We start from the raw sequence: 21,895 nt of genomic DNA, 5'->3' as shown, positions 1-21,895 counted from the left end.
GTAAAATTTTTCAAACCCTAGCAGATCGAATATTCTTAATAGTCTTTAAAATGAAAACGCTAAAAATACCTATGTCCATCCACTAAATTACATTTTCTAATTTTCAACTAAGTTCATATCATTTTTTCGGGATAATTGTTTGTGAGCATTTCTAAACTGTACTAGTGGAACTTGCATTACCTCCCAATATCCATGATATTTCCTTTCATTGTCCAATTATTCGTACTTTTTAACATCTGCTGAAATGTATTATCCAGACAAAAAACCCCATGTTTGAAATTTTGACGACAAACATAGGGAAATTGTTTATTCTTTTAACTGATTTAACATAATAATGACTTTAAAGAGGTCACCATCAACTTCTAAATCAAACGTACCTTCATGTAAATCAATAATTGATTTTGCAATCGCAAGTCCCAAACCTGAACCATCAGTATGACGGGATTGATCTCCTCTTTTAAACCGTTCAATTAATTCGTCCGTATCCTCGCTGAGCTCGTATCTCGATACATTTTTGAAAGTAATCATCACTTTATCGTCCACTTCCTTAATATTGATATAAGCCCTAGTGTTCTCTAATGAATATTTTAGGATATTCCCTATTAAATTATCGAACACCCGCCAAACCTTTTGTCCATCGACCCAGGCGTAAATTGGTGTTGAAGGCTTCGTAATTCGGAACGTAAGCTCTGATTGCTGAATTGTTTCATTATATTCAGCTAAGGCTTGTTGTAATAACTGAACAAGGTCGACCTTTGCTGTCATTAATTGAATGTTCCCACTTGCCATTTTGGATGCTTCAAACAAATCATCGATTAGTACTTTAAGGCGTTTAGATTTTCGGTCGATGATATCAAGATAACTAACACGTTCATCATCAGTTAACAAAGGATTCTTCAATAATTCCGAATACGTAATGATTGATGTTAACGGTGTTCGCAAATCATGACTAACGTTTGTTATTAATTCTGTTTTTAGTCTTTCACTTTTAGCTTGTGCTTTTTGTGATGTTTTCACGCCATGCTTCATGATGTTAATGTCATGTGCAAGCCTTGCAAAAACTGATTTGCCTTTTATTTCGAGGTCTGGTTCAAACTCTCCGTTTGCTAATGCATTCGTATTCAAGATAATTTTGTTAAAATAACCAATTCTTTTTATAATCATAAAAAACAATGGTAAGCCTACTAGAAAAAAGAGCGGAATGTATATAATCAAAAAGACAGGTGCAATCAAGACAAGCAATGTACCTGCACCAAATAAAAATACAATTGCAAGTAATAGGAAAACTTGGGTTCCAACACGTCGATTTAAAAACGCAGTTCTAAATAAATTTAAAATTTTGTAAATAAATGTGTCCTTCCATACTGTTTTTTCCGTCCATGTTCCTTGCAATCTAACCTTTAAAAACATTCCTTGAACAATCGTAAAGCCAACAAATAGAATCATTATTAAAAAGTGAAAAAGTATTCGGTCTATTAAAAAATCATAATATATAAAATTGATATCTACGATAATATAAATAGAAATACAAGCTGATGTAAACAACAAGGCGATCGCTGCATCAATTGGTATTCTTCGATACAAAGTTAACCACTTTTCTGATACGATTTTTTGAATCATATTCTTCTTTCTTCCTATAATAAAGCTCGTAATTAAAGATAGAATCACAATTAATGTATATAGCAAAAATAACTTTTGTTGATTTTTATAATCTTTATAACTGGCTGCTATAGGATTAGCAGCTGGGATTTCTTTTGCAAAAGCAACTTCTCCTTTAAGGCGTACTGGTTCAAACTTTGACTCAGGTAAAATATCTTCATAATCATAGATAAGCTGCATTGACTCAGATTTTTCGTAGGCACGGCTATAAATTGTCTCGTTCTCGTTTATATATTTTTTAATCTCAGCCTCCTTCTTCGATGGTAGATTTGTATAGACTTTCTCCGTTTTTGTATCTTTTAAGTAATAGAGAAAAGCTTCCTTGTATAACTGGTAATCTTCTCGATTTTGTTCAAGTTCTCGATAATATTCATCAACGCGTTTCTGTTTTTCTTTAAGAATTTTCTGTTCGATATACTCGTCACTTTCAAAATTTTTCGTAATGTCTGCAATCTTCTTGTCTCTTTCCTTCGTATAATAATCAATAACACTTTGATTATTTTGTTCAATCGCGTTTGTCGTTTGGGTCTGATACTGTTCGTTAATCGTCTCTATTTGTTCTGCCAAATCACCATAACGATAACGATGTTCATGAATCTCCTCATCCGACACTGTCAGCGATTCTAGTAGCTCTTGTTTTGTCTGATAGGAAATTTCAAAGGCATTTACATAGTTTATTAATTCTTTTTCCAAGTTTTCATAATCGCTTGTTTTAAAATAGCTTGTTTTCATATATTCATGGTTATTAAGAAAAATTGTAAGAATCCCACTTATACCAAATGAAATTAATACCACCCATATTAAAACGGTAAATTTACTTTTCCATTTTGTATCCAATTCCCCATACCACCTTTAAGTACCTCGGATTTTTAGGGTCAATTTCAATTTTCTCTCTGATCTTTCGGATATGGACAGCCACAGTATTTTCAGCATTATAGCTAGGCTCGTTCCACACTTTTTCATATATTTCAGAAATAGAGAAGACCCGACCAGCATTCGTCATTAATAGTTCGACAATTTTGAACTCGATAGGTGTTAATTTAACTGGTTCTCCATTTACTGCGACCTCTTTAGCAGACTGGTCGATTGTTAAGCCATTTAAATCAATTTGCTTTGCTCCACCTTCGAAGTGTCCTAACTGGACATATCTTCGTAGTTGAGATTTAACCCTCGCAATAAGCTCTAACGGATTAAAGGGTTTCGTTATATAGTCGTCAGCACCGACCTGCAAGCCTAAAATTTTATCCGTATCTTCACTTTTCGCACTTAACATAATAATTGGTATGTTTTGTTTTTCACGGATTTTGAAGGTTGTGGAAATCCCATCTAATTTAGGCATCATGATATCTAGTAAGATTAAATGGACTTCTTGCTCTGTTAACCGCTCAATAGCCTCCAGACCGTCACTAGCCTTTAACACAGTCATTCCTTCATTCTTTAAATATATTTCAATACCGTCACGGATTTCTTTATCATCATCAACAACTAGTACACAATAGCTTTTCATTTTTTCAACTCCTCACCTCAAAGTATATCAAATCTTTTCATTTTTTCATGAGAGCTACTACTTTATTTCACCATTGCAGCTGCATATTCAAGGCTTCGGGCTTATAGCTGGCGCTTCTTTTACCGGTGTAACCCCAAATTCGAGGCTTCAGTCATATAGATTGCTTCTCTTTACCCGTTCCAGCACCAAATTCGAGGCTTCGGTCATATAGATTGCTTCTCTTTACCCGTTGCTGCTCCATATTCGAGGCTTCGGTCATATAGCTAGCGCTTTTACCGGTGTAACTGCTAAAACAAGTCTAAAAGATATAAACCCTTTCTTAATGACAGTATAAGTGAGAGTTCTTAACATATAAGTACGAGGAAAATGAAGAATTTCTTAAGATTAAGGAGTTATTTATGAAGATTTAATAACTAAAAAAGGTAACTATTACCCAATAATTTGGCGTATAGTCACCTTCCTGAACTATTTTACAAGTACTTCTTGCAAGCTTATTATTTTTTTTGTTTCTTTTGATCTCAAGGCAGCTAATACAACATCGAGTGATTTCTTACCCTCTTCTCCCGTAATGAGTGAGGCTTTATCTTGGGCAATCGAATCTACAAAATGGTCGATTACATGTGAATTTGTTTGTCCACCTTCATCATTTGTTTGAATTTTATCTAATTCATATTTTACAACTTCACCATTTTTATATTCAACTATCAGTGAATAATTCGGATCATCTTCTAATCGTAAAATCGCATGTTCTCCATAAATAACTGTAGAGTTATCGCCGCCTGACACATATGACCAGCTAGCTGCAAGTGTACCTATCACACCAGACTCCATTTTCAATATGACAACCGCATTGTCGTCAACCTCGGTATTTTCCTTAGCACTCGTCTCAACAAAAGCACCAACCTCAGCTACATCACCTAGCAAGTAACGGATTAAATCTGCTTTATGGACACCTAAATCACCTAACGCTCCAATGATTGCCTGGTCCTTGTTAAAAAACCAGCTATTTCTGCCATCAATACTCCAGTTTTCTGGTCCACGGTGTCCGAATGATGTCCGAAAACTATAAATTTTTCCAACTTCACCACTATCAATCAGCTGTTTTGCCTTTTGATGTGATGGAACAAAGCGTTGATTATGCGCAATCATTAATGTTTTACTATTTCTTTCAGCAACTTCAATCATATCCTCAGCTTCCTCAGATGTCGTTGCCATTGGTTTTTCACAAAGAACATGTTTTCCAGCATTTAATGCTTCGATTGAAACAGAAGCGTGTAAGTCATTTGGTAAGCAAATACTGACCGCATCAATTTCCTTTACTTTCAATAATTCCTCATAGCTAGTAAAAGCCTGTGCACCATATTTTTCAGCCATTTCCTCTGCTCTGTTTGCTTCAAGATCGCAAACAGCTACTATGTCAACGTGTTTATTTTCCCAATACTCGATTAAGTGACGAAGCCTTGCAATACTCCCACAGCCTATCACGCCAACTTTCATATTCATCATCAAGTCCTCCTACTATTTTAAGTTCTATTATCTATGCAAATTGGTTGTTGATTTTGATCAATTCTATAAAAGATTGGTTGGAGCAACTCAATCTAAAACGACAGCTAAATCTAAAGCAACATTGTCCACAGCCTTATAAATAGAGTTATTTATTCTTTTACTGCTCCACCTGCAAGACCTTTTACTACTTTTTCCTGTGAAAATAAATAAACAACTAATATCGGTAAGCTTGCTAATGTTAATGCAGCCATTAAACCTGGTATATTGACAGAGAATTCACCTTTGAAATCTTGTAATCCTAAAGGCAATGTCATATTTTCAGGACTTGAGAGCAACACAAGCGCAAAGATAAACTCATTCCATAAATGGATGAAGTTGTAAATTAGTACAGTCATTAAAGCTGGTGTCAGCATCGGTAAAATAACTCGCCAAAAGATACCAAAGTGGCTACAGCCATCCATCTTTGCTGCCTCTTCTAGTGATTTCGGAATTTCCTGCATAAACTGTGTCAGAATAAAGATTGAAATCGGTAAACTAAAGGCGATGTATGGGCCTAATAATGCCCATAGTGTATCGAACACACCGAAGCTTTGTGATAATTTAAAAATAGGAATAAGTGTTGCATGAATCGGTAACATCATTCCTGAAATAAACAATAGGAAGACAACTTTATTTATTTTAAAGTTCATCCTACTTAATGGATAGCTTGCTAATGAAGCAATAATCATTACTGCAATAACAGCAACAGTTGAAACGAGTATACTGTTAAAAAAGTATCTCGTTAATCCCATATTAAAAACAGTTTCATAGTTTGCTAAGTTAAACGATGAGAACAATTTAAATGGTTCTTCAAAGAAATGACTTTGTGTTTTTAATGACGTCGATAACATATAAAGAAACGGAAACCCAGTAAAGATTAGCAAAAACAATGCAAGTAGATAGATTGGCATTCTTGATAACTTTTTAACTATCATACATAGGCTCCTTTCTTCTTACGATAGTAGTCCATTGCTTGAATAATAATTGTCACCATTAAAGCTAAGAAGAACATAATAAATGCGATGGCACTGGCATACCCCATATTGAAGTTAATAAACGCCTGCTTAAACATATATGTTCCTAAAAGCTCTGTACCGTGATTCGGACCTCCGCCAGTCATAATATAAAAAATATCGAATGATTTTAACGATCCTACGACCGCTAGAATAGAAGAACTAACTATAGTAGGCATTAGTAATGGAAGCGTTATCTTAAAGAACTTCATCATCGGACTTGCCCCGTCAATATCTGCCGCTTCATATAATTCCTCAGGGATTCCTACAATAGCTGCTTTAAAGAGAATCATATAAAAAGGAGCAAATTGCCAAACGATGACAAGTAATACCGCAAATAGAGCTGTATTTGATTGACTCAGCCATGCAACATTTTCTAAACCGAATACATTGACAATTTGATTAATGATTCCGTTAATCGGGTCATACATCAACACCCAAAGCATACCAACGGCAACCGTTGACATTAAAAATGGGAAAAAGTAAATACTGCTAAAGAAACGAATACCGCGAATTGGTGTAAATAGCATTAGTGCCATAATTAATCCTAACGGTATTTGTGCAAATACCGAGGTCAATACGACCCATGTATTGTTCTTCAAAGCTGTTAGAAACACAGTATCTTTCAATAGCTGGATATAGTTATCAAACCCAACGAATATCCCTACGCCCATACCATCCCATTCATAGAAGCTGTATATCAACGTTGAAATGATCGGGTATAGGACGTAAATTGAATAGACAATGAGAGCAGGTGCAATAAACAAACCGATTGTGAGATAGTTTTTCAGTTTCTTGGTTCTTGTACGCGTTGTTGCCGGACGCCTAGATACATCTACATTGACCTCCACATAATCCCTCCTGATTCACTTAAAAGTCTACGAGCCTCACACTTTATGGTTAAATATGTGAGGCCATAAGTAAGAAATTACAATAGTGATTTCTTTTTATAGGGAATCAAAATCCATGAAAAGAAACTCTCGAAAACTATTGAACATAGACTTTTATTTAAGTATTTCCTTAGCCTTTTCTTCCATTTTCTTAGCTGCTTCTTCAGGTGTCATTTCCTTCCCAAAAATTGCTTGGGTTGTGTCCTTATGAAGCTCAGCCAGCTCTGGAGGTAATGTTTGGTCATACGGCATTTGTAAATGTGTAGCTTGTTGAACAACCTCATAAAAACGCTTTGTAAATTCGTCTGCAGGCTCGATGTCTTTGACAGCGGTTAATGTTCCAGTTCGATCTGTATAATTTTGAGCTGTTTCAGTACTTGTAAGCTCCTTTATCAATTCAACTGCTAAATCTGGATGTTCGCTATTTTTTGCGACCGACCAAACTGGACCAGTACCCGCACCTTGATGTGTTTGGTCACCTTTTCCACCTGGTACTGTAGGGAACAAGAAGAAATCGAGTTTCTCTTCAAATTCAGGTGCTTCCTGACGTACATTATTTAAAAAGGAAATCGTCATATCCATCATTGCTGCCTGACCGGAATAAAGAAGTTGTCGACCTTGGCCTTCATCATATGGCACACCATTAAAACCAGGATTGAATGCATTTTTATCGACTAGCTCCTGGATGTATTTTCCTGCCTGAATATAGGCTTCGTCGTCAAATCCTTTCCCTTCACGATTTAAGGCACTTTCAAATAGGTCCGGACCTGCAATCCGACTTGCAAAATTCATTAAATAATATGCACCTGGCCATTTCGTTTGATTAGCCAATGCAATTGGTATGACTTTATTTTCATTTAATGTATCTATGACTGATAACCACTCTTCATACGTTTTTGGTGGTGTTAAGCCATACTTCTCGAAAATTTCTTTATTATAAAAAATGACGTCAATCGATAAACTTAATGGCATTCCATATACTTTGTCCTCAAATGTTGAATTATCCAAAGCTAGTTCATTAAAATGCTCTTTGTCAGTGTCAGCCGTAATATCAAGAACCTTGTCTTGTTCTACAAAGTTTTTAAGCCAACCGCCACCCCAGTTATGAAATACATCAGGGGCTTCGTCACCACTCATTGCAACTGAGAATTTTTGTTTGTATGCATCATTTGGAATTTGTAATGTTTTTACTTCAACATCAGGATGCTTTTCTTTAAATCGTTCTACCGCTTCTAAATAAACTTTTTCCTTTTCCCCTGTATCAATGTACCAAAATTCAAGCTCTTGCTTTTTGCCTGAAGCCGTTTCCTCTCCCTTGCTATCGCTCGTTGTTTTATCTGCTGAGCTCCCCCCGTTAAGACCACACGCAGCCAAAAAAAGCAGTGATAATGTAAGACTTAGAGAAATTAATCTTTTAACCATTACAATTTACCCCCTTATGTTTTTAAATCCCCTGTTCTTGCTTCATTCGCTTCTTCAAATATTTCATACTTATCTCGATGCTTTCTAACGGTGTTCGTCTTGTTTGGTCTTGTTCAACGATATACCATTCAACATTAGCATTCTCGGCTTGATTTAAAACACTGTTTAAGTCCACTCCACCAGTTCCGAGTTCAGCAAAAAACTTTTCCTCATCTGTCGTCATATCTTTTATATGAAGCAACGGCGTTCTACCAGCATACTTTTCTAACCATTGTACTGGGCTTTCGCCTACTTTTGATAACCAATAAATATCTAATTCTGCCTTAACCCACAGTGGATTAGTTTCATCTAATAAAAATTGTAGAGGTTTACGGCCGTCGTCAAAGGCTTCTAGTTCAAAATCATGGTTATGATAAGAAAACGTTATCCCTGCTTCAGCACATTTGCGACCAATTTCATTTAGAATAGGTACAAGTTCGAAATACGACTCTTTTGTACGTCTTTCAGGTGGTAAAAACGGACAAACGATATGTCGATTTCCAATAGCTTGCTGATAATCAATAACTTGCCCGAGGTCACTTTCTAATAATGTAAGTGCGACATGACTTGAGGTTGCCTTTAATCCAAGGTAATCAAGTGTCTGTTTTAAATCCGCTGCAGTTAAACCACCATAACCGGCAAATTCAACACCTTTATAACCAAGTTTCGCTACTTTTTCTAGCGTGCCGACAAAGTCTCGTTCTGTTTCATTACGTAATGTATAAAGTTGAAGTGCAATTTGAGTTTCTTTCATTTATTCAACTCCCTTAAATTGATTGAAAATGCTTTGTCGTTTCTCTTATTTTCAATGATTTAAATAACGATAGAGTGTAATCGATTACATTTTAATCAAGTACAACACCTATGTTATTCGGCGATCACCTCCTTAAAATGTAATGGATTACATTTTACACGATAAAAGTTTAGTAGATGAATAGACATAAGTAGAATGTAAGCAAGGACCCCTATTCCTTGCCTCCACATGAATCTCTAATAATTAGTTCACTTTCTAATATATATTGTGTTTTTTCACTTACTGAACCATTAATTTGCGCTAATAATAATTTCATTGAGAGTTGCCCCATTTTAAACAACGGCTGGGCAATCGTTGTCAACCTGGGTTCAAATATTGATGAAAAATGGATATTATCAAATCCGACGATGGCTAGGTCTTGTGGAATGTTCAGACCATGTTCTTTTGCTGCCTTAATTGCCCCAATTGCCATTTCATCATTAGCAGCAAATACAGCCGTTGGCATTTTTTCTAGTGCAAGTAACTTCCGCATTTGGTTGTAGCCAGACTCTAAACTATAATCCCCTTCTTGAACAAGCATACTACCAACTTCCATTGAATGCTGATATAGCGCCTGTTCATAACCTTTAAAACGGTCTCTAGCACTCGAATTACTTAATGGACCAGAGATATGGGCAATTCTCGTATGGCCCAATGAAATTAAATGTAAAACAGCTTTTCTACTACTACTAATATTATCTATTGAAACAGTTGGTACTTTTAAACCATCGATAAAGTCTGCAGTTAGTACGATTGGATATTGTTCACTTAGCTCATGTAGTATATCTTCTTCAAGGCGTGCAGAAAATAAAATCATCCCGTCTGTTTGCTTTTGCTTTAAGAGATCTATTAAACCATATTCCTTCTTGACATCATTATTCGTGTTACCTAAAAGGACTTTATATTGATTTTTAGAAGCTTCGGCCTCAATTCCCTCAATAATCCCTAAGAATACGGTATTCATAATGTTTGGAACTACGACAAGGATCGTCTTCGTTTCATTTTTTCTTAATTGTCGAGCTAAAATATTCGGTTGGTAATTCAATTCTTTTATTGCATTTAACACCTTTTGACGTGTTTGTTCCTTTACAGTTTCTGGAGAGTGAAGGACTCTTGATACAGTCGCTGTCGAAACATTTGCCTTAAGTGCTACATCACTCATCTTCACCATTGCTTCTACTCCTCGGCGGAATGTAATCGATTACATCTACAGTATAAAGACTGCGCAGAACATCTGCAAGTGTTTTTTATTTATTTTTAGAAAATTTAGCCAAATCAGAAAACGCATCCTTCTATCTTTAGTCTGAATTAAAGTGTAAGACCAAGGATAAATACGACGATGACAATCAATAACGCCGTCACAACAACAGACCATTTAATGTTAACCTTTCTTAATAAGCGGTCAGTAATGAAAAAAATGACTGCAGAGATGAGACTTAAAAGGAAAAACACAGAACCAAATAAGCAATGTAATAGTAAAGAAACAAGCTCACGTGTAGATGTCTTCGTAATAAATTTTTCACTAATCCAGTCACTTATATACGAAGTGATGACACCATATGTAATGACAAATATAAAATTCATATAATATAAATTTAAAAATCCATTCATATTTAAGCCATCAGGCACCATAAATACGATACTAAATAGTAAACTACTGAGCACTGCCGTTAATAACTTTCTTTTTATGATCATTGTCTTTCAACCTCGCTAACTAGTATATTGTTTCTTTGCTATGAATGAAATGCAGCTATTCTTCAACAAGTAGATAAATGACTATTATATTATTACAATAATCACATCGATTGGTGAACTACCATAATTTGCCCCGCTTCACCCATCATCTGTTTCACTCTTTCTTTATTTTCGTACCCAATCCCCTCCATTGATTATATTGATGAAATGTAGTAAAAATACATGTTGAAAAGACCATTATTCTACTAGTTTTAAATAGTATACCTCTTCATTTACACAGAATATAGTAATTTTTTGAAGTATGGAAAATTTATAGATATACTGAATGGCATGCATGGTATGGAACATTAATTTGCGTGGTTTTAAGGAGAGTCAAAATGGCATCCAATGAAGGCAAAATAGGAAATGAGCCATCTCCAGAATCGTCTTCATAATGCGCATGATGACCTTTTCGTGATAGTTCCCGAACAAAAATCGTCTTCATAATACGGATGAAGAACTTTTCGATATTGTTTCCGAACAGAAATCGTCTTCATAATACGGATGAAGAACTTTTCGTGAATGTTTCCGAACAAATATCGCCTTCATAATACGGATAAAGAACTTTTCGCGATAGTTTCCGAATAGAAATCGTCTTCATAATACGGATGAAGAACTTTTCGTGATAGTTTCCGAACAAATATCGCCTTCATAATACGGATGAAGAACTTTTCGATATTGTTTCCGAACAGAAATCGTCTTCATAATACGGATGAAGAACTTTTCCAAATTGTTTCCGAATAAAAATCGTCTTCATAATACGGATGAAGAACTTTTCGATATTGTTCCAGAACAAAAATCGTCTTCATAATACGGATGAAGGACTTTTCGCGATAGTTTCCGAGCTGAATTCGTCTACATAAGGCGGATGAGTCGAAAAAATCATGCCTGTCTATCAATGTGTAAAATAGATTTGTTTTAATGTATTTGTCGGTGGTCGAACTCATTCAAATAATTTAACATCTAAATACGAATTGTCCTTGTGAAATTATATCATATTCACTTCGTTTAAATATAAGAGAGTGACTCAAATCAGTATCATAATTCCTCCCAATCACTCTATAAACATTAGTGTTTTGGAGGAACAGACACGGCCTGAGTCACCCTCTTCATTACATTCTATTTTTTTAATAAAGTTTCAGCTAATTTCGTTAATATTTCAGCTTCTTGCTTTGTAATATCTTTGCCGCTCTTAGCTTTTACTTGGTTCAAATATGCACCTAGCTGGCCATTTCGGGCATTTTTATTTCCCTTTTTCTCTGATGTCTCTGCTTGATTAAGCTTCTCAACGAGTGATTTTGCCTTTTTCTTGTTGTCAAAGAATTGCTCAGTTAATGCTGCTAGACTATCGTAGTCTACGATAATCGTATAGTTTAGCGAATCAGTCGTTTTATTTCCAGCTTTATCGATCGCTTCAGCTGACAAACTATGTTTACCTATACCAATTTCATATGCTTTTTTTGCAGATAGTTCGTCACATGATGACTCATCAATACCTGATAAATCATCCTTTGCAGTACAAGTAATCGTAATATTATCATTTACTTTAAACGTTGTGTCTTCTTTTGCTGAGAAAGTAATTGTTGGTGCAGTTTGGTCAAGATTTACTTCTACTGATTTTGCAGCTTCTTTATTCCCAGCTTTATCGATACTCCAGTAATCGATATGATGTTTACCATCTTCTTTTATATTCACTGAAGTTCCTGATATTTCTTCACCTTTGTTGAGTGTATAATAAGTTGCTTCAACACCTGAGTCACCATCTTCTGCAGAAAAGTTTACAGTGACAGGTTTGTTATACCAGCCATTTTTTTCTTCACCGACAATTTCATGCTTTGTTTCTGGAGCAGTTTTGTCTGGACGTTTGACAGGCACGACTGTGATATTAGGTGTTTTCGGTTGCTCCATTCCTTCTCCAATGAAAAAGCTTGGATGTGGAGGCTGGTTGTAACCAACATTTTGCCAGGCGATTGCAAGGCGGTATTGCGGATCATGCATTAACGTAAAGATGCGATGTTCTGTTTCGGCTGTTGTCATAAATACGCGTAACGCACTGCTGTCTTCCGTTCTCCAAATAATTTCTTCACGCCAGTCACCTAGTAAGTCAGCCTGTAATGCAGGTGTACCTTTTGTGCCATTATTTGATAGCGTTCCTTCCGCAGTTACTAAGTTTACTAGTTTTTCATTTTCATAGTCCCATTTATCAATCGTTCCTACACCTGCACCTTTTGCATCATCATATTTATGATCGGCTAACTCACGTAGTAAATCACCATCCCACCAAATCGCAAAGTTTGAGGATGGAATATTCTCTGAAATTTTTTCGCCTTTAGCTGTGTGTAAGCCACCGACACGACTATTCCATGCACCTGAAATTGCCCATGCTTCTGCACCATCATGTCTTGGGTCAATATCTGCGGTTAAGCCTCGCCCTGTATCCTGTCCTGTTTTTTGGCCCCAAATTATTTCTCCTGTTGCAGCGTCACGTAAATCATAGCCGTATTCAGCACCTTTATTTTCTTGGACTGCGAATACTTCTAGTCCTGGTCTACTTGGAAGGAAATCACTTACATGTAATGCATCGCCATGACCTAAGCCTGTTGTGTAGAGTCCTGTACCATCATCATCGACGACCATTTGGCCATATACGATTTCGTCTTTCCCATCATTGTCCACATCAGCAACACTTAATGAATGATATCCTTGACCAGCATAGTCACGGTTCCCTTCAGACGCTGAATCGAATGTCCATTGTTTTGTAAGCTTGCCGTCTCTAAAGTTATAAGCTGCTAACACCGTTCTTGTATAATATCCTCTTGCCATGACGATGCTAGGGTTTTCGCCATCGAGATATGCTACACCAGCTAGGAAGCGATCAACGCGGTTACCATATCCATCGCCCCATGATGCAACATCTCCACGCGGTGGATCGTAATCAGTTGATTGCAGCTCCTTGCCAGTTTTTCCATCAAAGACCGTTAAAAATTCATCACCTTGTAAAACATAACCAGAGCTGTTCCGGTGGTCAGCATCTGCTCTGCCGATTACGTTACCTTGTCCATCAATCGTACCATCAGCGGTTTTCATTGCGATTTCTGCTGTACCGTCGCCATCAAAATCATAAACTAAAAATTGTGTATAATGGGCACCTGCACGAATATTTTTTCCCATATCAATGCGCCATTTTAACGTTCCATCAAGCTCATATGCATCGATATAAACATTTCCCGTATAGCCTGCTTGTGAATTATCTTTTGAATTCGTTGGGTCCCATTTAAGGACGATTTCATATTCACCGTCACCATCAAGGTCACCGACACTTGCATCGTTTGCTCGATATGAGTATGGGTCACCTAATGGCGTTACCCCATCCTCTGGTTTTTGCAACGGTATGTCGAAGGTGTTATTACTTAATACGTTCGTTGTTACCTTTTCTTTTGTTTCCTTTCCGCCAACGACGTCTCTAATTTCATAAACAGCATCAACGGTTCCATCTTTATCAATGAAATTTGTACTCGCTTTAATTGGTGAGGAATTGATTTTCTTTCCATCACGGTACACATTAAAACTAATATCATCAGAATCGGTTCCTAATAGACGCCAGCTTACATAAACACCTTCCTCTGTTTTCACAGCTACTGGTGCACGAGTCAAATCTTCCATTTGGCGCTTTAACACTGTTACTGCCGGTGTTTCAACACTTTCTGAGAGCTTTGATTCACCACCTGCATTTACAGCTGCAACTTTATAGAAGTAAGGAATCGTTGTTAATACGGTTTCGTCCTTGTAGCTTGTCTTGTCTGTTTTACCGACTAATATATACTCACCATCCTTCTTTTCAGAACGGTATATGTTGTATGTTGCCGCTTCCTTCACTTTGTCCCATTTAATCGTAATATCGTTTTTATTTACTTTTCCTACCTTAATGTTTTCAGGAGGATTAGGAATTTCTTGCGAATCATCGACCATGTTAACCTCTAGAGGCAACGAAGGTACTGTTTCAACATTTGCATTATCGACAGCAGTTACTGTATATTCATATTTTATTCCGACACGTACCGAATTGTCTGTGAATGTGCTTTCTGTTGCAGTACCTACCTTTTCGATTGAACTCGTCCCCGCTACATTTCGATAAATGTTGTAGGATGCTGCTTCTTCAACCTCTTTCCAGGAAAGTGTTACAGATGGCTTTGCAGGGTCCATATTTTTATTATCTAAAGTCAATTCTGATGGTGCCAATAAGATTGGTGTTAACTCCACTCCATTGACAATTCCTGTTGAACCGCCAAAGTCAAAATTCATTTGTCCGTCTTTTACAGAAACTTGTGGAATGATTTTTTCCGTATAGTTTCTGCTTGGGGCTGATACTTGTCCAAAATCTTGTCCCTCAATTTGAATCGTTGTTCTCGCGCTTCCTAAAAAGTCACCAACATAAACTTTAACTGCGTAAAGGCCATTCGGCACATCGACGTTAAATTTCCAACCAACGTTAAAATAACCTAACCAATCGCGCAGCAAATCTCCGCCAGTTCCACGGTCTCTACCGATCATTCCAGTCGGGTCAACAATTCCATAGCCTTTTTCAGGTGTGTAAACAGACGAAAGATTCACTTCTGTATAACCTTCTGCCACTGGGTTACCCGCTAATCCAAAATCAAATTTTGTAGTAGCTTCTTTTGTTGAAATTGTGACAGGATCTGATAATTCAGACTCCCCTTTACCATTTACAGCTGAAACAGCTAATTGATAAGATTTACCTTCATCAAGCCCAGAAACTGTTAATTTTGGTGCTGCAGCTGTCCCAATTAATGTATAGTCTGTTTCGTCTGAACGCTTACGATAAATTTTATAAATATCTGCTGAATCAACCGCTTCCCAAGTTAACACCGCCCCAGCATTACTTATCCCACTCGCACTAACATTTGATGGTTTTGCAGGAACATCGGCAGGTGGTTCAATATCTTGAACATAGGATGAGAGCGAAACATTAAGGTCTTTAAGTCCACCTGACAACAATCTCGCAATTTGGATCGCACCGTATTCCTGAAAATGAGTGTTATCTTGTGAACCATTCGGGAATGCTTGGTACATTCCTGGCTCTGTATGAAGAAAAACAGCAAGAGTTCCCTCAGGCCCAATCGTGTCATAATACGCAACACTTAGTGCACTTAAATCAACTAGTGGAACATCATTCTCCTCTGCTACTTCTTTCATTCCTTGAACATATTCTGGGAAACTTACATTGAATTTACCTGTACTCGCATTAAAATCTCTTCTTCCAACTGGTGTAACTAAGATTGGTTCTGCACCACGTTGTCTCGCTCCGTCCACATAAGCCTTTAATAAAACTTTATATTCAGGAACTGTTACATAGCGTTCAGGTCTGCTGACAGTTGCATCATTATGACCGAATTGAATGAGAAAATAATCGTTCGGCTTAATATCACGTAAAATTGCATCAAGTCTGCCTTCATTCATAAACGTCTTCGTGCTTCTGCCGCCTATTGCATGATTATCAAATGTTACCTTTGTATCAAAGTAACGGGAAATCATTTGCCCCCAACCTGCTTCAGGCTTCCAATACTCATCATATGTTTGTACTGTTGAGTCTCCAGCAATATAAACGGTTGGATACTCTGCGGCAGTACGTTTTGGCAGCTTTTCAATGACTAACCCATTTAATTTTGGAGAATTCCCAGTTAACTCTATCGTTAATTGACCATCGATGAGTGCGATGTCAAAGGAACGTTCAACAAATTCTCCCGCATTAATTGTCATGTCTTGAACCTTTTGAATCAGATCTGCTTTAACACCAACTGATGTAGCTTCATTTTGATCACCTGCATAAACGGTAACTTTGTAGTCACCATTTTCTAAATCAACTTGAAAGGCTGTATCAGTCATCGAAATATAATCTGACGTAAGCGGGTCAGACGTCTCGCGGTCCGCTTCCGTTACTTTTCCTATGTCAGCGAATCCATATTTTCCTTCAGCTGTATAACCAGTAGCTGCCGTTACTTTCGTAAAGCCTTCCTGAACTTTACTGCTTTCAGTACCAAAATCAAACTTATACAAGACAGCCTCATTTGCGCTTGCAGTCTGCATTGTAATTGGAGCAGAAGAAATAACGAGTAAAACTGATAAAAACATCGTTAACAATCGTCTAAAATTACGCTTCCCCTTTGCGTCCATCTTCATCTCCCTTTCATAAAATTGATTGAATTTCTAGTGTAACAGTACAAACTTCACCTCCAATTCATCCGGTAGGTAAACGCTTACAATTTGTATATTACTTGCTTGTCCGCTAATTGAGTAGTTAAAAAACAGATGTCAATGTTTAAAAATCAGATGTTAGCTAAAAACCATTCTTTACACCTAACTACTTCTTATAACATTTGTACCATTTTCAGCTTTCATTCCTATTTAGAATAGGTCATGTAGAATCATGTAAAAAAAACATTATTGACACTATTCCAAAAACTCGAGATAATGAACGCGTGTACATTTTAAATTTAACACCATGATGCACAATGGAGGTGATTCCGATAGCAAATCGTAAAGACGTAGCAAAATTAGCAGGAGTATCTGAAGCAACTGTCTCACGGGTTTTTAATCAGGTGGGTCCCATACGCGAAGAGACGAAAACAAAAGTCCTTGAAGCTGCAGCACAATTAAATTATTATCCAAATGCAATTGCGCAAAGCTTTGCGAAAGGAAAAAGCAATAATATCGGTGTAATTGTTCCATATTTACCAAAGGTTCGAATAATGAGCACACATTATTTTTCAGAACTAATGAGTGGTATCGGTGCTATGCTCGGCGAAATGGGATATGGATTGCTTTTACTTTTTCAGTCACCAGATGAGCCAAAAGACTATGTCCAATTATTCCGCTCTCAAAAGGTCGATGGGTTAATCATACTCGGCTCGAAAAATGCCACTGGTGAAGTAGAAGCATTAACAAGATTACATGAATTACAGTTACCTTATTGCCTGATAAATCAAACTTATACTGGCCATTTGTTTCATTCAATTGATGCCAATCACGTTCAAGGTAGTTTGGAAGCGGTTTCTACATTGATTAAACAAGGTATTGAACAAATTATCTTTTTAAATGGACCGTTAGAATATTCAAATAGTAGTGAGCGGTTAGAAGGCTATTGTTTAGCTCTTGAGCAGGCAGGGATTGTTAAGAACACTGATTATATTTTCCAAGGAAATTACAGTCGAAAAAGCGGCTATAAAATCGCAGCAGATATTGCTCCATACCTTTCAACATGCAAAGCTATTTTTGCAGCAAACGACCGAATGGCTATCGGACTTATGCAAGGCCTCCAAGATTTAGGTTATCGCGCAACAGTCGATTATCTCCTAATTGGCTATGATAATTCTGAGATGTCGAGAATGACGACTCCATCGTTAAGTACTGTAAACGTCCCATTATTTGATATGGGGCAGCTTGCAGCAAAAAAAATTCTGCAATTAATCTCTCAACCTACTGATACCTTTATAAATGAGAGATTACCAGTAACATTCATTGAACGACAATCATCGAGGTGGGGACAGTCCCCGTCAAATTAATCATGCAAAGGGGTATGTTTTTTATGAAATCAATTAACGTTGGGATGATTGGTTATAAATTTATGGGTAAAGCGCATAGTCATGCATATAAGGACCTCCCTCTGTTTTTCCCTAATACAGTAAAGCCTGTGATGAAAGTGATTTGTGGACGTAATGAACAAGATGTCGCACAAGCCCAGGCACAATTTGGTTGGGATGAATATACGACTGACTGGAAAAGTCTCTTACAAAGGGACGATATCGACTTGATAGATATTAATGCACCTAGTGATGTACATAAAGAAATTACAATTGCCGCTGCGAAAGCAGGCAAACATGTTTTTTGTGAAAAACCGTTAGCGCTTACATTGGCAGATGCACGAGAAATGCTCGCAACGGTTGAGGAATCGGGTGTTAAGCATATGGTTGGCTTTAACTACCGCTTTGCCCCAGCTGTCATGCTCGCTAAAAAACTAGTCGATGAAGGAAAACTAGGTAAAATCCATCATTTTCGGGCATGGTTTTTACAAGATTGGCTTGTTGACCCGAATTTCCCGCTCGCATGGAGACTAAAAAAGGAAATCGCCGGTTCTGGTTCACATGGCGATTTAGGAGCACACCTTATTGATTTAGCTCATTACCTAGTCGGTGACATGACTGAAGTTATCGGGATGAGCGAAACGTTTGTGAAAGAACGTCCAATCCCTGCAAATATGTCAGGATTATCTGCTACAGGTAGTGAGTCGGACGAAAAAGGTGAAGTTACTGTTGATGATGCAACTTTATTTTTAGCACGTTTTGAAAATGGTGCATTAGGCAGTTTTGAGGCTACACGCTATGCAGCAGGCCATCGTTGCACAAATTCATTCGAAATTAACGGCAGTAAAGGCAGTGTCATTTTTGATTTTGAACGGATGAACGAGCTGCAAGTTTATTTTACAGATGACCGTGACGATGTTCAGGGCTTCCGCCGGGTACTCGCAACAGATCCTGCTCATGCATTTGCGGATAATTGGTGGCCACCAGGTCATACGATTGGTTATGAGCATACGTTTATTCATGAAGTTGTCGAACTGATGAACGCTTTCAAGGAAGACCGTCAGCCGGTTCCGAATTTCCATGATGGTGTTAAATGTCAGCAAGTTTTAGAAGCTGTTGACCAATCAATTGAAAAGCGCCAATGGATCACGATTTCAGATATTTAATGTCATGTAAAAGTGTATCTCTATCAAACTAAATCATGTAAGGGAGTCGAAGTGCAATGAAAAAAAGTGCCTTAATCGTATGGGGTGGCTGGGATGGTCATGAACCAGAACAAGTAGCTGATATTTTTAAATCAATCTTAGAAGAGGAAAACTTTCAAGTTGAAGTCTCACATTCATTAGATTCATATGCTGACCCTGAAAAGTTAGCGTCACTAGACTTAATTGTTCCTCATTGGACAATGGGAGATATCGAGAAAAAATATGTCCTTCATATTTCAGAAGCAGTGATGAATGGTGTAGGCTTAGCAGGCTGTCACGGCGGTATGTGTGACTCATTCCGTAACAATGTTGACTGGCAATTCATGACCGGTGGGAATTGGGTTGCTCATCCTGGTAATGATGGTGTCGAATACATGGTGAATATTAAACATTCAACTAGCCCGCTTTTGGAAGGTCTGTCTGATTTTAAAGTTGTTAGTGAGCAATATTACCTTCACTTTGATCCAGCAGTAGAAGTACTAGCTACAACCCGCTTCCCTGTTGTTGATGGTCCACATGCTGCAAATAAAGCCGTTGATATGCCGGTTGTCTGGACGAAGAAATGGGGACTTGGTAATGTATTTTATAATTCATTAGGACATCAAGCGAATATCGTAGCAATGCCTGAGGTTACACAAATTATGCGCCGTGGCTTCCTATGGGCAGCTAGCGGGAAAGAACGTGCTCAGGAACTTGCTCAGGCGAATCGTTTTGCAACAGGTAAAGTTTATACTGGTATGGGAGACAGCCAATAAGGGGGAATCACATTGAAATCTATAAAAATCGGCATTATCGGTTGTGGAAATATTAGCTCTATCTATATGGAAAACTGCAAAAAGCTCGATCATCTTGAATTGGTTGCTTGTGCAGATTTAGATTTGCAACGCGCTGCCTCTCAGGCTGAAAAATTCAATATTCCAAATGCTTATTCTGTAGATGAACTGCTACAAGACCCAGATATCGACTTAGTGATTAATTTAACAATACCGCAAGCACATGCTGAAGTATGTATCAAAGCACTTGAGGCAGGAAAGCATGTGTATACAGAAAAACCGTTAGCTGTTACTCGTGAGGATGGTCAGAAAATACTTGAAACAGCTAAAAAACATAACAAGCTAGTTGGAAGCGCCCCAGATACATTTTTAGGTGCTGGTATCCAAACAGCGATTAAATTAATTGAACAAGGTGAAATTGGCGAAGTAGTTGGTGCATCTGCATTTATGATTTGTCGTGGTCATGAGCATTGGCATCCAGACCCTGGCTTTTACTATAAGACTGGTGGCGGGCCGATGTTCGATATGGGACCTTACTATTTAACGGCTTTAGTCGCTTTATTAGGTCCAATCCGCCGAGTATCTGGCTCTACACGAATTAGTTATCCTGAGCGGGTTGTAACTAGTCAACCAAAGGCAGGAGAAAAAATCGAAGTTGAAACAGCAACACATATTGCCGGAACAATCGATTTTCACTCTGGTGCAATCGGCACGATTACAACATCCTTTGATGCATTTGGCTATTCTTCCCTACCACCAATTGAGATTTACGGAAGTGAAGGTACCCTACTCGTCCCAGATCCAAACACATTTGGTGGCCCAGTGAAAATTCGTAAGCGTGATGAACAGGATTTTGTCGAAGTCCCACTTTCCTATGGCTTCTCGCAAAATAGTCGCGGTCTCGGTGTTGCCGATATGGCAAAAGCAATTATTGAAGAAACACAACACCGTGCTAACGGCGAACTTGCTTATCATGTATTAGAAGCAATGCATGGATTCCACGATTCTTCTGATAACGGTACACATTATGTGATGGCAAGTAGCTGTGAACGGCCGGAGTCGTTGTAGGTTAATCAAAATAAACAATATAAATGACTCTTAACATAATAGCTTAAGAGATGCTAGACAGTTGTGTATTGGCCCTTCATTTTATTGGAGGGCCATTATGTTGGGTATAGCTGCAATGTAGAGCAGAGCTATTTATAATAATGATTTATGACTCACTCTTTTTGCGGTTTCTGAATCATATTTTTTGTGTGGACGTTTTATTGGGGATTGATAATAGTATCTTTTTAATGAGGAAGATTTCTAATGAGCTCATTTTTCAACTTTCGGATATAGGTTATATCACTTAAGCACTTATTTCTTTTTCTCTATTTAGAAGGACATTTCGCTGGTGCTTTTATTAATTTTTGGTCTTCATCTCCTTTATGATGAACATTTCGCTGGCGTTCTTACTTATTTTTGGTCTTCATCTCTTTTATGAAGAACATTTCACTGGCACTCTTGATTATTTTTGTTCTTCATCTCCTTTATGAAGAACATTTCGCCGCCGCTCTTTTTAATTTTTGGTCTTCATCTCCTTTATGAAGAACATTTCGCCGCCGCTCTTTTTAATTTTTGGTCTTCATTTCCTTTATGAAGAACATTTCGCCACCGCTCTTTTTAATTTTTGGTCTTCATCTCCTTTATGAAGAACATTTCGCCGCCGCTCTTT

14 protein-coding genes are annotated in these 21,895 nt (G+C 37.5%); 4 read left to right on the top strand and 10 right to left on the bottom strand.

Features of this window, described 5'->3' with window-relative positions; translation table 11 throughout:
* Positions 1 to 306: 306 nt before the first annotated feature.
* From J2S19_RS02350 to J2S19_RS02305, 10 genes are all read right to left on the bottom strand, one after another.
* Positions 307 to 2,496 (bottom strand): sensor histidine kinase, encoded by a 2,190-nt coding sequence (locus J2S19_RS02350; RefSeq protein WP_307336653.1) that lies wholly within the window; start codon positions 2,494 to 2,496, stop codon positions 307 to 309.
* Complete coding sequence (locus J2S19_RS02345) at positions 2,474 to 3,166, bottom strand: response regulator transcription factor (RefSeq protein WP_307336650.1); 693 nt, start codon at positions 3,164 to 3,166, stop codon at positions 2,474 to 2,476. Before J2S19_RS02345 ends, J2S19_RS02350 begins: the two co-directional genes overlap by 23 nt.
* Positions 3,167 to 3,631: 465 nt before the next feature.
* On the bottom strand, positions 3,632 to 4,672 hold the full coding sequence (locus J2S19_RS02340; protein ID WP_307336648.1) for a Gfo/Idh/MocA family protein: 1,041 nt from the start codon (positions 4,670 to 4,672) through the stop codon (positions 3,632 to 3,634).
* A gap of 149 nt (positions 4,673 to 4,821) precedes the next feature.
* Positions 4,822 to 5,646 carry a carbohydrate ABC transporter permease gene (locus J2S19_RS02335; RefSeq protein ID WP_307336645.1) on the bottom strand — a complete coding sequence of 275 codons (825 nt, stop codon included), beginning with the start codon at positions 5,644 to 5,646 and terminating at the stop codon, positions 4,822 to 4,824.
* Positions 5,643 to 6,575: a carbohydrate ABC transporter permease gene (locus J2S19_RS02330; protein WP_307336642.1), complete on the bottom strand. Its 933-nt coding sequence runs from the start codon at positions 6,573 to 6,575 to the stop codon at positions 5,643 to 5,645. The genes J2S19_RS02335 and J2S19_RS02330 overlap by 4 nt, the downstream gene beginning before the upstream one ends.
* Positions 6,576 to 6,728: 153 nt before the next feature.
* Positions 6,729 to 8,036 carry an extracellular solute-binding protein gene (locus J2S19_RS02325; protein WP_307336639.1) on the bottom strand — a complete coding sequence of 436 codons (1,308 nt, stop codon included), beginning with the start codon at positions 8,034 to 8,036 and terminating at the stop codon, positions 6,729 to 6,731.
* Between the two features lie 22 nt (positions 8,037 to 8,058).
* Positions 8,059 to 8,829 (bottom strand): sugar phosphate isomerase/epimerase family protein, encoded by a 771-nt coding sequence (locus J2S19_RS02320; RefSeq protein ID WP_307336635.1) that lies wholly within the window; start codon positions 8,827 to 8,829, stop codon positions 8,059 to 8,061.
* 211 nt (positions 8,830 to 9,040) lie between these two features.
* Positions 9,041 to 10,039 carry a LacI family DNA-binding transcriptional regulator gene (locus tag J2S19_RS02315; RefSeq protein ID WP_307336631.1) on the bottom strand — a complete coding sequence of 333 codons (999 nt, stop codon included), beginning with the start codon at positions 10,037 to 10,039 and terminating at the stop codon, positions 9,041 to 9,043.
* A 137-nt stretch (positions 10,040 to 10,176) separates the two neighbouring features.
* A complete protein-coding gene (locus tag J2S19_RS02310) occupies positions 10,177 to 10,563 on the bottom strand; it encodes a hypothetical protein (protein WP_307336627.1) in 387 nt (128 codons plus the stop codon).
* 1,158 nt (positions 10,564 to 11,721) lie between these two features.
* Positions 11,722 to 16,794: a rhamnogalacturonan lyase family protein gene (locus tag J2S19_RS02305; protein ID WP_307336625.1), complete on the bottom strand. Its 5,073-nt coding sequence runs from the start codon at positions 16,792 to 16,794 to the stop codon at positions 11,722 to 11,724.
* Between the two features lie 344 nt (positions 16,795 to 17,138).
* Here J2S19_RS02305 and J2S19_RS02300 point away from each other — a divergent pair, with 344 nt between their 5' ends.
* Genes J2S19_RS02300 through J2S19_RS02285 form a run of 4 tightly spaced genes read left to right on the top strand, consistent with a single transcriptional unit; the run spans position 17,139 to position 21,246 of the window.
* Complete coding sequence (locus J2S19_RS02300; RefSeq protein ID WP_307336622.1) at positions 17,139 to 18,182, top strand: LacI family DNA-binding transcriptional regulator; 1,044 nt, start codon at positions 17,139 to 17,141, stop codon at positions 18,180 to 18,182.
* 23 nt (positions 18,183 to 18,205) lie between these two features.
* A complete protein-coding gene (locus tag J2S19_RS02295; protein ID WP_307336619.1) occupies positions 18,206 to 19,366 on the top strand; it encodes a Gfo/Idh/MocA family protein in 1,161 nt (386 codons plus the stop codon).
* A gap of 56 nt (positions 19,367 to 19,422) precedes the next feature.
* On the top strand, positions 19,423 to 20,160 hold the full coding sequence (locus J2S19_RS02290) for a ThuA domain-containing protein (protein WP_307336616.1): 738 nt from the start codon (positions 19,423 to 19,425) through the stop codon (positions 20,158 to 20,160).
* 12 nt (positions 20,161 to 20,172) lie between these two features.
* Positions 20,173 to 21,246 carry a Gfo/Idh/MocA family protein gene (locus J2S19_RS02285; RefSeq protein ID WP_307336613.1) on the top strand — a complete coding sequence of 358 codons (1,074 nt, stop codon included), beginning with the start codon at positions 20,173 to 20,175 and terminating at the stop codon, positions 21,244 to 21,246.
* The last annotated feature ends 649 nt before the right edge of the window (positions 21,247 to 21,895 follow it).

Source organism: Metabacillus malikii (assembly GCF_030813355.1).
GTDB lineage: Bacteria > Bacillota > Bacilli > Bacillales > Bacillaceae > Metabacillus > Metabacillus malikii.
The sequence above is the reverse complement of the archived record's forward strand: the minus strand, read 5'-3'. Positions and strand labels throughout refer to the sequence as shown.

Coding starts and splice junctions, on each gene's coding strand:
- J2S19_RS02340 (WP_307336648.1), bottom strand. CDS start 4,672: ATGATGAATATGAAAGTTGGCGTGATAGGCTGTGGGAGTATTGCAAGG.
- J2S19_RS02320 (WP_307336635.1), bottom strand. CDS start 8,829: ATGAAAGAAACTCAAATTGCACTTCAACTTTATACATTACGTAATGAA.
- J2S19_RS02335 (WP_307336645.1), bottom strand. CDS start 5,646: ATGATAGTTAAAAAGTTATCAAGAATGCCAATCTATCTACTTGCATTG.
- J2S19_RS02315 (WP_307336631.1), bottom strand. CDS start 10,039: ATGGTGAAGATGAGTGATGTAGCACTTAAGGCAAATGTTTCGACAGCG.
- J2S19_RS02310 (WP_307336627.1), bottom strand. CDS start 10,563: ATGATCATAAAAAGAAAGTTATTAACGGCAGTGCTCAGTAGTTTACTA.
- J2S19_RS02325 (WP_307336639.1), bottom strand. CDS start 8,036: ATGGTTAAAAGATTAATTTCTCTAAGTCTTACATTATCACTGCTTTTT.
- J2S19_RS02345 (WP_307336650.1), bottom strand. CDS start 3,166: ATGAAAAGCTATTGTGTACTAGTTGTTGATGATGATAAAGAAATCCGT.
- J2S19_RS02305 (WP_307336625.1), bottom strand. CDS start 16,794: ATGGACGCAAAGGGGAAGCGTAATTTTAGACGATTGTTAACGATGTTT.
- J2S19_RS02290 (WP_307336616.1), top strand. CDS start 19,423: ATGAAAAAAAGTGCCTTAATCGTATGGGGTGGCTGGGATGGTCATGAA.
- J2S19_RS02295 (WP_307336619.1), top strand. CDS start 18,206: ATGAAATCAATTAACGTTGGGATGATTGGTTATAAATTTATGGGTAAA.